The organism is Streptomyces sp. NPDC048461 (genome assembly GCF_055587105.1).
In genome coordinates this window covers 26,245-39,558 of sequence record NZ_JBVJGW010000013.1, presented here as the reverse complement: position 1 = coordinate 39,558, position 13,314 = coordinate 26,245, and the positions used below count along the sequence as shown (strand labels likewise).

The 13,314-nt window shown below is 74.8% G+C and carries 14 protein-coding genes; 4 read left to right on the top strand and 10 right to left on the bottom strand.

Annotation, left to right across the window (positions count from 1 at the left end):
• Positions 1-58: 58 nt before the first annotated feature.
• Positions 59-583, top strand: coding sequence for a GNAT family N-acetyltransferase (locus ACZ6S8_RS22800; RefSeq protein ID WP_469458460.1), 525 nt, complete (start codon positions 59-61; stop codon positions 581-583).
• Positions 584-642: 59 nt separating this feature from the next.
• Here ACZ6S8_RS22800 and ACZ6S8_RS22795 read toward each other — a convergent pair whose 3' ends face one another.
• The 4 genes from ACZ6S8_RS22795 to argC form a co-directional block, all read right to left on the bottom strand.
• Positions 643-1,872, bottom strand: coding sequence for an acetylornithine transaminase (locus ACZ6S8_RS22795; RefSeq protein WP_469458458.1), 1,230 nt, complete (start codon positions 1,870-1,872; stop codon positions 643-645).
• Positions 1,869-2,654: an acetylglutamate kinase gene (gene argB, locus ACZ6S8_RS22790; RefSeq protein WP_469458732.1), complete on the bottom strand. Its 786-nt coding sequence runs from the start codon at positions 2,652-2,654 to the stop codon at positions 1,869-1,871. The genes ACZ6S8_RS22795 and argB overlap by 4 nt, the downstream gene beginning before the upstream one ends.
• A gap of 143 nt (positions 2,655-2,797) precedes the next feature.
• Positions 2,798-3,949: a bifunctional glutamate N-acetyltransferase/amino-acid acetyltransferase ArgJ gene (gene argJ, locus ACZ6S8_RS22785; protein WP_469458456.1), complete on the bottom strand. Its 1,152-nt coding sequence runs from the start codon at positions 3,947-3,949 to the stop codon at positions 2,798-2,800.
• Entirely contained in the window at positions 3,946-4,980 is a 1,035-nt protein-coding gene (gene argC / locus ACZ6S8_RS22780) for an N-acetyl-gamma-glutamyl-phosphate reductase (protein WP_469458454.1), read from the bottom strand. Before argC ends, argJ begins: the two co-directional genes overlap by 4 nt.
• Positions 4,981-5,485: 505 nt before the next feature.
• On the opposite strand from argC, the gene ACZ6S8_RS22775 reads away from it, so the two are divergent.
• Positions 5,486-6,103, top strand: a complete 618-nt coding sequence (locus tag ACZ6S8_RS22775; RefSeq protein ID WP_469458452.1) for a hypothetical protein — start codon at positions 5,486-5,488, stop codon at positions 6,101-6,103.
• A gap of 41 nt (positions 6,104-6,144) precedes the next feature.
• Here ACZ6S8_RS22775 and ACZ6S8_RS22770 read toward each other — a convergent pair whose 3' ends face one another.
• Positions 6,145-6,762 (bottom strand): hypothetical protein, encoded by a 618-nt coding sequence (locus ACZ6S8_RS22770; protein ID WP_469458450.1) that lies wholly within the window; start codon positions 6,760-6,762, stop codon positions 6,145-6,147.
• A gap of 54 nt (positions 6,763-6,816) precedes the next feature.
• Positions 6,817-7,752 (bottom strand): LysR family transcriptional regulator, encoded by a 936-nt coding sequence (locus ACZ6S8_RS22765; protein WP_469458730.1) that lies wholly within the window; start codon positions 7,750-7,752, stop codon positions 6,817-6,819.
• 79 nt (positions 7,753-7,831) lie between these two features.
• On the opposite strand from ACZ6S8_RS22765, the gene ACZ6S8_RS22760 reads away from it, so the two are divergent.
• Together ACZ6S8_RS22760 and ACZ6S8_RS22755 are read left to right on the top strand one after the other, a co-directional pair.
• Entirely contained in the window at positions 7,832-8,788 is a 957-nt protein-coding gene (locus tag ACZ6S8_RS22760; RefSeq protein ID WP_469458448.1) for an EamA family transporter, read from the top strand.
• A 98-nt stretch (positions 8,789-8,886) separates the two neighbouring features.
• Positions 8,887-9,645, top strand: coding sequence for a DsbA family protein (locus ACZ6S8_RS22755; protein WP_469458446.1), 759 nt, complete (start codon positions 8,887-8,889; stop codon positions 9,643-9,645).
• A gap of 30 nt (positions 9,646-9,675) precedes the next feature.
• Here ACZ6S8_RS22755 and ACZ6S8_RS22750 read toward each other — a convergent pair whose 3' ends face one another.
• From ACZ6S8_RS22750 to ACZ6S8_RS22735, 4 genes are all read right to left on the bottom strand, one after another.
• Positions 9,676-10,317 carry a TetR/AcrR family transcriptional regulator gene (locus ACZ6S8_RS22750; RefSeq protein ID WP_469458444.1) on the bottom strand — a complete coding sequence of 214 codons (642 nt, stop codon included), beginning with the start codon at positions 10,315-10,317 and terminating at the stop codon, positions 9,676-9,678.
• Positions 10,314-10,994 (bottom strand): DUF4166 domain-containing protein, encoded by a 681-nt coding sequence (locus tag ACZ6S8_RS22745; RefSeq protein WP_469458442.1) that lies wholly within the window; start codon positions 10,992-10,994, stop codon positions 10,314-10,316. The genes ACZ6S8_RS22750 and ACZ6S8_RS22745 overlap by 4 nt, the downstream gene beginning before the upstream one ends.
• Positions 10,991-11,701, bottom strand: a complete 711-nt coding sequence (locus ACZ6S8_RS22740) for a hypothetical protein (protein WP_469458440.1) — start codon at positions 11,699-11,701, stop codon at positions 10,991-10,993. The genes ACZ6S8_RS22745 and ACZ6S8_RS22740 overlap by 4 nt, the downstream gene beginning before the upstream one ends.
• A 110-nt stretch (positions 11,702-11,811) precedes the next feature.
• Complete coding sequence (locus ACZ6S8_RS22735) at positions 11,812-13,263, bottom strand: glycosyltransferase 87 family protein (protein ID WP_469458438.1); 1,452 nt, start codon at positions 13,261-13,263, stop codon at positions 11,812-11,814.
• Positions 13,264-13,314: the final 51 nt, after the last annotated feature.

The following is a 13,314-nucleotide window of genomic DNA, read 5'->3' as shown; positions in this document are numbered from 1 at the left end:
GCGGTGCGGCGATCCTGCCGCCTTCCGCGCGTGCTGGAGCCGTAAGGAAAGGGAACCCTTGATCACGGCCACTCCGCGGACCGCCGCCCGGTCCGCCCGCACCCCCCTGCCCGCCGTCCTTCCCGTGCGCTCCGCGCAACCCCGCGACGCCGTCGCCCTCTCGGCCCTGTCACGACCGTTCGTGCAGTCCGGAGCGCTCCGCGCGCGCCCCTTCTCCCTCTACCTGTCGGACGCCGCCGACTTCCTGCTCGTGGAAACCTCCGACGGGACCCTCGAAGGCTGCCTCGGCCTCGGCGTCCACCCGGCCGACCCGGTGCGCGGCAGCGGGCCCGCCGGTGTCCTGTACAACTTCTGCGTCGCGCCCCGCAGCCAGGGCCGCGGCATCGGTGCCATGCTCCTGCGCGGCGCGTTGCTCCGCGCGAACTCCCTCGGACTCGGCGCCCTGTTCACCGCGACGACCGGGAGCGGCGCCCTGTTCCTCCGGCACGGCTTCGCCCCCGCGGACGCGGGCCGGGCGCCGGCCGCCTGGGCCGGCTCGCTCTCGCCCCGGCGCAACTCGCGGATCCTCGCCCGCGTCCTCTGACCGGCCTCCGGACGCGCGTACGGGCCGGCTCCCCCGCGGGGGAGCCGGCCCGCTCCGTCTCAGGCGCCGAGGACCTCCGGCAGGACCGCGAGGAGCGCGTCGACCTGCGCCCCGGGGACGGTCAGGGCCGGAGCGAGCCGTACGGTCGAGGGGCCGGCCGCGTTGACGAGGAACCCGGCGTCCTGGGCCGCCCGCTGGACCCGCGCCGCGACCGGTTCGGTGAGACCGATGCCGAGCAGCAGCCCCGCACCCCGCACCTCGGTCACCCGGGGATGGCCGAGCGCCCGGATGCCGTGCAGGAGCCGCTCGCCCTGCCGGGTGACGTGCGCGAGCAGGTCCTCGGCCCCGATGGTCTCCAGGACCGCCAGCCCGGCCGCGCAGGCCACGGGGTTGCCGCCGAAGGTCGAGCCGTGCTGACCCGGCGTCAACAGGTCGGCGGCCGCGCCGAACGCGAGCGTCGCGCCGATCGGCATGCCGCCGCCCAGACCCTTGGCCAGGACCACCACGTCGGGGTCGACGCCGTCGGCCGCCTGATGGGCGAACCAGTGCCCGGTGCGGCCGATCCCGGTCTGCACCTCGTCCAGCACCAGCAGCGTCCCGGTGGCCCGGGTGATCTCGCGTGCCGCGCGCAGGTACCCCTCGGGCGGCACGATCACGCCCGCCTCGCCCTGGACCGGCTCGAGGAACACGGCCGCGGTGTCCTCCGTGACCGCCGCCCGCAGGGCGTCCGCGTCGCCGTACGGCACGTGGGACACCCCGCCCGGCAGCGGCAGGAAGGGGGCGCGCTTGGCGGGCTGGCCGGTGAGGGCGAGCGCGCCCATGGTGCGCCCGTGGAAACCGCCCTCCGCGGCGACCATCCCGGTCCGCCCTGTCCGCCGGGCGATCTTGAAGGCGGCCTCGACCGCCTCCGCACCCGAGTTGGAGAAGAACGCCCGTCCCGGCCTGCCCGACAGCCCCAGCAGCCGCTCGGCGAGCGCGACCGCGGGCTCGGAGACGTAGAGGTTGGACACGTGGCCCAGCTTCGCCACCTGCGCGCCGACCGCCGCCACCACGGCCGGGTGGGCGTGCCCGAGGCTGTTCACCGCGATCCCGGCGGTGAAGTCGGCGTACGGCCGGCCCGCCTCGTCCCACACGGTGCTACCCTCACCGCGGACCAGGGCCAGCGGCGGGGTGCCGTAGTTGTCCATCATCACCGCGCGCCAGCGGTCCGCCAGCGCCGCGCGGTCCGCGTCGGCGGCGGGCTGCCGGATCACGTCGTGTCCGAGGGTCGTGCCGTGTCCGAGGGTCATGCCGTTCTCTCCTCCAGGTCCGGGACCACGGTGGTTCCGGAGGTGTCTCCGGAGACGACCCCGCGCAGCACCGAGTGCGGCACCCGGCCGTCCAGGACGTGCGCCTTGCGCACCCCCGACCGGACGGCCCGCAGGCAGCCCTCCATCTTGGGGAGCATGCCGCTCGCCAGTTCCGGCAGCAGCTTCTCGACCTCCTCGGCCGTCATCCGCCCGATCACCTCGGTGCTGTGCGGCCAGTTCGCGTACAGCCCCTCGACGTCGGTGAGCATCACCAGCTTCTCCGCTTCGAGGGCGACCGCCAGGGCCGCCGCCGCGAGGTCGGCGTTGATGTTGTAGACCTGCCCGTCGGCCCCGCGGGCCACGGGGGAGACGACCGGGATGCGGCCCTGTGCCAGGAGCGCGCGGAGGGTGTCCGCGTTCACGTCGACGATGTCGCCGACCAGTCCGATGTCCACCGGTTCGCCGTCCGCCCACGCCGTCCGCCGGACGGCGGTCATGGTGTGCGCGTCCTCGCCCGACATCCCCACGGCGAACGGCCCGTGTGCGTTGATCAGGCCCACCAGCTCCCGCTGGACCCGGCCCGTCAGCACCATCCGGACCACGTCCATCACCTCCGGAGTCGTCACCCGCAGGCCCGCCTCGAAGCGGACCTCCAGGTCGAGCCGTCCGAGCATGGCGCTGATCTGGGGGCCGCCGCCGTGCACCACGACCGGGAGCAGGCCCGCGAGCCGCAGGTCCACGACGTCCTGGGCGAAGGTCCGCTTCAGGTCCTCGTCCACCATGGCGTTGCCGCCGAACTTGATCACGACGATCCGGCCCCGGAGGTGCTCCAGGCGCAGCCGTTCGCGCAGGGGCGGTTCCAGGACGGCCGTGGTCGCGGGCGCGTGCGCTGCGGCGGGCGGTTCCTCCCGCGTGTCCGTTCCGCTCATGAGCTGTACGCGCTGTTCTCGTGGACGTACTCGGCGGTCAGGTCGTTCGTCCAGACCGTCGCGGACGCGTCACCGGCGCGCAGGTCGACCGTGATCACGATCTCGCGCGCCGTCATGTCCACCGCGTCGCGGGACTCGCCGGCCGCGCCGTCCCGGCACACCCAGACGCCGTTGATCGCCACGTCCAGGAGGTCGGGATCGAAGGCCGCGGCCGTCGTGCCGATCGCCGACAGCACCCTGCCCCAGTTGGGGTCCTCGCCGTGCAGGGCGCACTTGAGCAGGTTGTTCCGCGCCACGGACCGCGCGACCTCCACGGCATCCGCTTCCGAGGCCGCGCCGACGACCGCGATCTCGATCTCCTTCGACGCGCCCTCCGCGTCCGCGACCAGCTGCCGGGCCAGGTCCTGGCAGACGCCGCGCACCGCTTCGGCGAAGCCTTCCTCCTCGGGCGTCACGCCGGAGGCGCCCGAGGCGAGCAGCAGCACGGTGTCGTTGGTGGACATGCAGCCGTCCGAGTCCACCCGGTCGAAGGTGGTGCGGACCGCGTCCCGCAGCACGGAGTCGAGGACCTTCGCGGGGACGTCCGCGTCCGTGGTGAGGACGACGAGCATGGTGGCCAGCCCGGGCGCCAGCATGCCGGCGCCCTTGGCCATGCCGCCCACGGTCCAGCCCGTCCCGCGGACCACCGCGGTCTTGTGTACGGAGTCCGTCGTCTTGATCGCGACGGCGGCGTCCTCGCCGCCCTCGGGCGTCAGCCGGGCGGCGGCGGTGGCGATGCCGGCCCTGATCCGGTCCATCGGCAGCGAGGTCCCGATGAGCCCGGTGGAGCACACGGCGACCGCGTCGGCGTCCGCGCCCACGGCGAGCGCCGTGAGCTCGGCCATCGTCCGGGTGTCCTCGGCGCCCGAAGGGCCGGTACAGGCGTTGGCCCCGCCGGAGTTGAGGACGACGGCGGATATCAGGCCGTCCGCGAGCACCTCCCGGGACCAGCGGACGGGCGCGGCCTGGACCCGGTTGGAGGTGAACACGCCGGCGGCGGCGTACGACGGCCCGCGGTTCACCACCAGGGCGAGGTCGGGGTCACCGGACTGTTTGATCCCGGCGGCCACACCGCTCGCGAGGAATCCCTGTGCGGCGGTCACGGTCACGGTGCCACTCCATTCGTGGGCAGGCCCAGCCCTTCCGGCAGGCCCAGGGCGACGTTCATGCTCTGCACCGCGCCACCGGCGGTGCCCTTCGTGAGGTTGTCTATGGCGCTGACGGCGATCACGCGGCCGGCGTACTCGTCCACCGCCACCTGCACCTGCGCGCTGTTGGACCCCAGCACGGCGGCGGTCTGCGGCCACCGGCCGTCCGGGAGCAGCCGGACGAAGGGTTCGCCGGCGTAGGCGTCCCGGTACGCGGCCCGCACCTCGTGAGGACCGGCGGCGGAGCCCTTGCGCAGGGGCGCCGAGCAGGTGGCGAGGATGCCGCGGGGCATCGGCGCGAGGGTCGGGGTGAACGACACGGTCACGTGCTCGCCCGCGACCCGGGACAGGTTCTGGGTCAGCTCGGGCGTGTGCCGGTGGCCGCCTCCGACGCCGTACGGGGTCATCGAGCCCATCACCTCCGAGCCGAGCAGCCGTGCCGTGGCCGCGCGGCCCGCGCCGGAGGTTCCGCTCGCGGCGACGACCACCGCCTCCGGTTCGACCAGGCCCGCGGCGAAGGCGGGGTACAGCGCCAGGGTCACGGCCGTCGGGTAGCAGCCGGGTACGGCGATCCGGTCCGCGCCCTTCAGTTCTTCGCGGGCGCCGGGGAGTTCGGGCAGTCCGTAGGGCCAGGTGCCGGCGTGGTCCGACCCGTAGAACCGGCGCCACTGCGCGGGGTCGTGCAGCCGGAAGTCCGCGCCGCAGTCCACGATCAGCGTGCCCGGCTCCAACCGTGCGGCCAGCGCCGCCGACTGGCCGTGCGGCAGCGCCAGGAACACCACGTCGTGCCCGCGGAGCGACTCGGCCGAGGTCTCCACGAGGACCCGGTCGGCGAGCGCGGCCAGGTGCGGTTGCACCTCCCCGAGCGGGCGGCCCGCACTGCTGTGTGCGGCCAGCGCGCCGATCTCCACACCGGGGTGCGCGGAGAGGAGACGCAGGATCTCCCCTCCGGCGTACCCGCTGGCTCCGGCCACCGCGACCCGTACCGTCATGTTCCCTGGTCCCTCTTCGCGCTCGCTCGATGCCGGGCCTTCGCCCGGGCGGAATCCTGATGGGGCGTCATGCGTGTGGTTCCGGACCGGAAGGACGGTTGCCCGGCCGGTCAGGGGTAGAGCAACGGCGGTCGGGCGTGACGACGTCCCTTCGGCCGCGTTCTGCTTAGGTCAGGCTAACCTAAGCTGACCGGTGCGATGAAGGGGGCCGGTCACCTACCGGGACGATTCGGACGCTCACCGCCGGACCGATCGGCCCGCCCGGCCCGACCGGCTTTCCGGTCCCGGGGCCCGCTCCCGGTGGGTGCCGCGAGACGTCCCGTCACCCTATTGGGCGCAGGGGCTCCCGCGTTTCGCCCGCCCGTGCGCGGCGGTGCGGGGCGGCCGGCGCGCCCGCCCGCTCCCCGGAACGCGCTCCCCGTCCGGGTGTGCGCCTGCCGGGTGGCCGGATCCGCCCCCACAATGACGGGAAGGCCAGAGTTACGCAGGCGGGAGGCGTGCGCCGGTGAAGGACGAGCAGCCCGGAGAACCGAGCCGTACGCAGGAGTGGGTGGAGGGCGTCCTCGCCGACCTCCAGGCATCCGACGACGTGGACCGCACCCTCACCTCCGTGGCCCACGGGGCCGAGGGCCTCGCCCCCGAGACCCACCTCCGCCGGGGACGGGCGGTCTATGCGGCCGCGATGGGCCTCGGGCCCGCCGGATGCGCGGCGGAGGCGGGCATCACGGAGGTCATGCTCGCCCATTGGCGGCAGCGCGACGCGGAGTTCGACCGGGCGATGGACGCCGCGGCCGCGATGGCCCGGACCGCCGGTGTGGCTCCGAAGGGCCGGCTCAACGGAGTGGGCCTGCGCATCCTCCTCCAGGCCCTCGCCCGGGGCGTCGCCCTCGGCGCCGCCGCGGAGGCTGCCGGGCTCAGGCGGGACCAGCTGAACCGGCTCCGCCGGCGGAACCCCTCGATCCACCTCCTCGTCGAGGCGGCCGTGGCCCACTCGCGCGAACACCCCCGGCTTCCCCGCAGCAAGCGCGCCTTCGTCTACCGGCTGGTCACCACGCAGCCCCCGGCCCCGGGCCGGGGCGACGCGAAGCCCCGGGACCCCGGCGCGGACGCTGCCGGTGCCTGAGCCCGGACCGGACGGGGTGGCGGGTCACGAACGCCGGGTCGTCACGGGCGGCCGGGCTGGGTGTGCGTCAGGAGGAACTCCGTCGCCCGCGCGATGGCCTCGGCGGAGGTCGCGTAGAGGGCCTCGGACTCCTCCTCCCGCAGGCTCGCGGCGGTCGCCGCGTACCACCAGGCGCCGGCGTCCGGGTCGTGGTGGATGACGGCGGATCCGCCCGCGTAGGTCAGCGGGATGGATTCGTCGGCAGCCCTCTTGGGCACGGCGTGCGGCCACTTGAGGCGGGCGGACTGGCGCTTGATGCCGCCCCACGCGGCGCCCAGCTGCGTGTAGCTCGCCCCGCCGCGGCCGGCGACGGTGGCGGCGCTCTCCGCCAGCCGGTCGACGGACCGCTTGGCCTCGTACAGGGACCGGAGCAGCGCCAGTTGCACATCCGGCGAGGCCATGAGCGCGGTGTCGAAGGGCTTGCCGGCGCTCCGGTAGGCGTGCGCGCGGGTCGAGATGCGTACGGCGAGGGCGCGTACGGCGTCGAGGACCTGGTCGTCCATGGTGAACGCGTCGTCCTCGGCGGGCTCCTCGTACGCCGGCTGCACCTGGGTCGTGACGGCGGCCCAGAAGTCCTCGTCGCCCTTGTCGGGGGTGGGAATTGCCGCTGTTTCTTCCATGCGACAAATCTACCTGTCGAGTCCATCAATGACAAGAAAAACTGTCGGCATGGATCAGTGACAGCTGCACCTGTCATTCGGGGTCGCCGGGTCGCCGCGTCGCGCACCGGCCCGGTCTTCCGGCGTGATGCCGAGCATGCCGAGGAACGCGGTCGCCGCCGGCGTGCGGCCGGACCGGCTCCAGACCGCGTACTCCACGCGGACCGGAGCGTCGCGCACGCCGATCCTGACGACACCGGCGAGCTGCGCCGCGTACGCGGAAGGGAGCATGGCCACCGCGAGGCCCGGCCCGACCAGCCGGGCGACGTAATCGGCGGTGGTCACCTCGAAGGCGACGTCACGGACGAGGCCGGCGGCCGAGAAGGCCTGGTCGGACTGGGCGCGGCCGGCCGTCCCGGCCGGCAGGTCCACGAACACCTCGCCGGACAGCCGGCGGAGGTCGACGGCCGGTTCGCCCGCCAGGGGATGGTCCGGCGCGACCACCGCGACGAGCCGCTCGCGGGCGAGTTCGTGGGCGGCGACGCCCCGGGGACGCGCCGTGGTCGGCAGCCCGAGGAAGGCCACGTCCAGCGTCCCCCGCACCACCCGCTCGACGAGGTCGTCGCTCGCGCCCACGCGCAGGCTGATGCGCACGTGCGGGTACCGGTTCCGGACGTCGCGCAGCGCGCCGGGGATGTCGACCGCGGTGACCGTGGGGATCAGGCCCACCGCGAGCCGCCCGCGCACCTCCCCGACCGCCGCGGCGACCTCCGCGGCCGCGCGTTCGGCGGCGTCCAGGCACTGGCGGGCGGCGGGGAGGAACGCCTCGCCCGCCGGGGTGAGCCGCACCCGGCGGCTGGTGCGCTCGAAGAGTCGCGCACCGAGCTCCCGTTCCAGGCGGGCGACCTGGTGGCTGAGGGCGGACTGGACGACCAGGCACCGTTCGGCGGCGCGGGTGAAGCTGTTCGTCTCGGCCACGGCGACCACGTACCGCATCTGCTGGAGCTCCATCGATCCATCGTGGATCGAGATCGATGGAGTGACAAGCATGTGTTGGACTCATCGATCGAGCCCCGTGAGACTTCGGGACATGACAAGTCGCGCCCTGCGAGGGGCTCCCGGCGGTGTCGGGTCGACCGGTCGCGGGACGCTCCGCCGGACCGCCCTGACCGCACTCGCCCCCTCCGTCTGGGGCACGACCTACATCGTCACCACCGAGCTGCTGCCGCCGGGACACCCGCTGTTCGCGGGCTTCCTGCGCGCCCTGCCCGCGGGCCTGATCGCGCTGGCGCTGACCCGGAAGCTGCCCCGCGGGGTCTGGTGGGGGAGGGCCGCGGCACTCGGCGTGCTGAACATCGGCCTCTTCCTCCCGCTGCTGTTCCTCTCGGCCGAACGTCTGCCGGGCGGCGTCGCCGCCACCCTGGCGGCCGCCCAGCCGCTCGTCGTCGCCGTGCTGGCCGTGACGCTGCTCCGGGAGCGGCTCTCGCCCCGGCGCCTGGCGTGGGGCGTGACGGGCGTCGCCGGGGTCGGCCTGGTGGTGATCGGGCCGGCCGCCGCGGCCGACGCCGTCGGGATCGTCGCGGGTCTCGCCGGGGCGGCCACGATGGCGCTCGGCGTGACCCTCACCAAACGCTGGGGCAGGCCCGCCGGTGTGGGCCCGCTCGCCTTCACCGGCTGGCAACTCACGGCCGGCGGACTGTTCCTGGCGCCCCTCACCTTCCTCGTCGAAGGAGCGCCTCCCGCGATCGGGGTGGACGCCGCCCTCGGCTATCTCTGGCTGGGCCTGGTCGGCGGCCTGCTCACCTTCGTGCTGTGGTTCCAGGGCGTCGCCGCGCTGCCGGTCACCTCGGTCGCGCTCCTCGGCCTGTGCTCCCCGCTGGTCGCCGCCGCCCTGGGGGCCGTCGTACTCGGCCAGACCCTCGGCCCGGTCCAGCTCGGCGGCTTCGCCCTCGCCCTCGCCTCGATCGTCGGCGGGCAGCTCACCGCACCGCCCGCCGGATCACCCGGCGCCACCCCGGCACCCGTACCGGACGAACTCCGCCGATGAACACCGCCGCTCGGATCGGTCCCGGGGCCGGACACGGCGGCGCGGTCCGGTCCGGTCCGGCATCCCACTAGAGTGTGCGCATTCCTAGGGGGGACTCCGTGCAGGTCAGACGCCGCAATGCGGTCAAATACACGCTGATGTGGGGGGCGGTGGTCGCGGCGGCGGTCGTCGTCGCGCCCAGGCTGCTCCCGGACTGGGAGCCCGAGCGGGCGCCGTTGCCGGAGGCGTACGCGGGGGCCGGGGCCATGCCCGAGTCGCTGATGGAGGACGGTACGACGATCCTGGTGGGGGACCCGCAGGCCGCCACGGTCGTCAGGCTCTTCGAAGACCCGAGGTGCCCGGTCGTCGCCGACTTCGAGGCGAGCGGCGGCAAGGCGGTCCGCGCGCACACGCTCCAGCGCAGGACGGTGACGGCCTACACCTTCGCCTCGTTCAAGGACGGTTCGCTCGGCGGAGACGGGTCCAAGCGGGCGGTCAACGCGCTGCGTGCCGCCCTCGAAGCGCAGAAGTTCGCCGAGTACCACGACGTGCTGATGGAGCGGCAGGGGGAGGTGGAGGCGTCCGGCGGTTACACCACCGAGCGCCTGCTGGCCCTGGCCGACCTGGTGCCGGGGCTCCGGAGCGAGGACTTCGACGCGGCGGTGACCACCCTGCGGTACGGCGGCTTCGTCAGCGCGTCGCAGAAGGCGTACGAGCAGAGCACGGACGAGCCGGACGGGCCGGGGACCCCCACCGTCGTCATCAACCGCACGATCATCGGCGGCACGTACTGGGAAGGCCTGTTCCACGAGGCCGAGGCTTCGGAGCTGCTGACCGCGGTCGAGAGGACGCCCGAGATCCTGAACCGCCTCACGTAGCGGGGCCCCCCGGGCGGCCCGCGCGGTGGGTCAGCTCCGGGTGCGGCGCCGCAGCTGGTGGGAGACGGCACGCTGGGACAGGGGGCCGAGTCCTTCCAGGGCCTGGGCGAGGACGGCGAGCTGTTCCAGCGAGTCCAGGGCGCGGGCGGCGCCCCCGGGATCGACGCCCTCGTACAGTTCGATGCCGACGAACGAGGCGGCCGCCGCCCGGGCCAGCCCGGCCGGGTCGGCGAAGGCGGCCAGGGGGGTCGCGGCGAGCAGACGGGTCAGGACGGCCTCCAGCTCCTCGATCCACAGCGCGAGCCCGGCGGAGGTCGCGGCCGCGAGGGCCGGCGCGGTCTGGCCGGCGGCCAGCAGCTGCCCGAGGAGGGCGACGTGTCCGGCGGCCCGTTCCTCGGCGTGCATCGCGCGGGCGAAGGCCAGGAGCTCCGTGAGGGAGTCCAGGGCGGCGAGCCGCTCCCGGTAACGGGACACGCGCTGTTCGGCGCCGTGCACGCAGGCGGCGGCGAGGAGCTCGTCGACCGAGCCGAAGTGGTAGAAGACCAGCGCCTGGTTGACCCCGGCCGTCGCCGCGATCGAACGCGCCGACGTCTTGGCGATGCCCTGCTCGACCACGGTGCGCAGGGCCCCTTCGAGGAGCTTGAGGCGGGTGGCCCCGCCGGACCCGCTCACGCGCGGGCCTCCTCGCGGACGGGCCGCAGGCCGGCGCGCAGGCCGTGCCCGTCCGCGTCGACGTACTCGGCGGTGAAGGAGCCCTCGTAGCCGAAGAGGAAGCCGAAGTGCCGGTTGGTCACCCGTACCCGGATCCGGAAGCGGCCGGTGTCCTCGTCGAACGATTCGCGGACCTCGGCGTCGCCGCCGATCAGTGACGGGACGCGGACGTCGACGGGACCCTCGCGGAAGCGGTGCTCGCCGGAGCGGATGAGGAGCGAACCGTCGGGTTCGGCGCTCATGTGCAGGTCGCTGGCGAGGTGCTGGTGGGTGCCGAGGTAGTCCAGGACGCAGTCGCGCTCGGGGCTGAAGACCATCGTGGCGTCGAAGCGGTGCGGCCCGTCGGGCAGCTGGAAGGTCCGTACGAAGGTGACGGTCTCGCGGCCGAAGGAGTCCGCGTACGGGAAGTTCTCGATGACGAACGGCACGTCCCGCCCCTCGCGCGGTACGAGGATGTTGCGCGTCCCGCCGAGCCGGAGGAACGGCTTGACGAACGGGGCCCCGTGGCGGATCCGGTCCATCGTCCCGCGCCCGACGCAGGCCTCGCCGCTGTCGAGCCCGACGGAGAAGCGCCGCCGGATCTCGGGGTGCAGGCGGCCGAAGCCGGCGCCCATGTGGGTCTGGAAGATCGAGGTCACGCGGACTCCAGGGTGGCGAGCAGACGGGGGGCGCGGGCGCGCCCGGCAGGGGTGCGGCGGCAGCGGCGAGCGGCGGGGGTGCCGGGCAGCGGGGGCAGCAGCAGGGCCAGGACGCCGGTACCGGCGGCGACGGCGAACGGGGCGACGGGGGAGGCGAGCAGGGCGGTGAGGACCAGCGCCAGGCGCAGTGCGCACTCCCCGAGGGCGCGGGCCAGGGCGGCGCGCGGGCGGGTGCCGCGTTCGCACCAGAGCCGCAGCCGGTCGAAGGACCAGGCGGTGGCCCAGCCCATGAGCGGCCGGAAGACCAGCCGGTCGGCGAGGGCCCCGCAACGGCCCCAGCGCGGACGGTAGTCGTAGCCCGTCAGGAACCGGATCCCGGTGGGTCCGGGAACGTAGCGCCAGTAGCCGCTGCCCTCGGCGAGCAGGGAGAGCGGGTGGCCCGAGGCGAAGCGCAGCGCCGACACGCGCGTGCCGTCGGACCGCCGGCGCTCGCCCGCGCTGACGCCGGTGCCGGCGATCCACAGGAAGGGCAGCAGCCGGGTCGCGTAGCGGAAGTGCTGCGGCTGTCCCTCCGTGCGGGGCAGGTAGGAGATCGAGGTGAACCGCAGGTCCCAGGACTGGTGTTGCGCCGGGTCCTGGGTCCGCTCCCAGAGGACGTCCAGGTCGGCGTCGATCACGGTCTCCACGTACAGCCCCTTGGCCGGCACCGTGCCCCCCTCTCGTGTTTGAGCGTTCGCTCAAACCGCAAGGTAGTGCAGTGTGAGCGAGTGCTCAAGTGGGTGGGTTCGCCGTCCGCGCGGACGCCCCGGGACGGTGCCTACGGACGGCGCGGCACCGACGCCGGCGCCGTGGGCGCTGCGCCTGCGGTGACGCCCGGGCCCGTCCCGCCGCGTCCGGTACGGCGCCGGACGAGGGACGCCGCGAGGACGAGGGCGGCCGCGGCCCCGTACGCGGCGGCGCTCAGCGTGGCCCGGTGGGGGACCGCGGCCCCCAGGACGTAGACGGCCGCGCCCGCGAAGGCGGTGCCCAGCCACTCCCAGCGCCCGTCCAGGGCGACGAGGGCGACCAGCAGCAGGGCGTACCAGGAGTAGCCCGGAGTCAGCAGGAGGAAGGCCGAGCCGGTGACCAGCAGGGCGCCGCTCCAGGGCCGCCGCGGGTCGCCGCACCGCATCACGTACAGGGACACGGCCGCGACGGCGGCGAGCAGCACCGGGACCGCCCATGCGTCGGGCAGGAGCAGCCGAAGGAGCGCGTAACGGGACCCGGCCGAGGGGTCGTCGTATCCCTCCTCCTGCACGTAGCCGCCGAGGTAGCCGAAGACCGACCCCTGGGAGAGGAGGACGTACGGCAGGTAGGCAAGGGCCGTGAAGAGCGCGGCGGGCACCAGCACGACGGCGGCGTCGCGGACGCGGCGCACTCCGGACAGGGCGCCCGGGAGGACGACGGCGGGCATCAGCTTCGTGGCGACGGCGGCGCCGATCAGGAGCCCTCCCGAGGCCCGGCGGCTCAGGGCCCGGGAGGCGACGAGCCCGAGCCCGGCGACCGCCAGGAGCACGCCCAGGACGTCCACGTGGGCGTTGTTCACGGCCTCGACGGGAACCGCCGGGCACCAGGCCCAGTACGCCGCCCGGCGCGGATCGGAGCCCCGTCGCCGCAGGATCAGCAGGAGCGCGCCGGTCACGCCGAGCGAGACCAGGGCGGCGCCGGTCTGCAGCGGCTTGTGCCGGGCGCCTGCGGGGGAGAGACGGTCGACCGCCAGGAAGTACGCCTCGGCGACGGGCGGATAGATGGTGTGGACGCCGGGCCGGTTGATGCGCGTGCAGTGCGGCGCGCCGCCCGGGTGGGGGACGGGAGCCAGGTCCGGGCCGCCGCAGGCGGCGCCCGTCGGGAAGAGCCAGGGGTCGCGGAGGGGAACGAGCGCCGGGTCCTGCGGGGCGTGGTCGTACGGGGAGATGCCCGCGGACTGCACCCGGCCGTCCCAGGCGTAGCGGTAGGAATCGGTGCTCGTCCGCGGCGGCGCCACCAGCCCCGTGACCGTGACGGCGACGGCGCCGGCCACCACCAACGGCGTGACGTACCGCGCCGGAACCCCGCGCAGCGCCGCCAATGCCGCCGCGAACAGGGCCCAGCACACGGCGTACCACCGGAAGAGGCCGCCGGGGTCGGTGAAGAGGCCGTCGTACCGGACGGTGGCGACGAGGGCGGCCGTGAGAGCGGCGAGGGCGGCGGAGGCGAGGACGGTGGGGGCGAGGACGCTGCGCGGGTTCACCTGCGGAAGCGTTCCAGCAGGGGCGGCCCCCGAGGGGCGCGACGCCCTGGC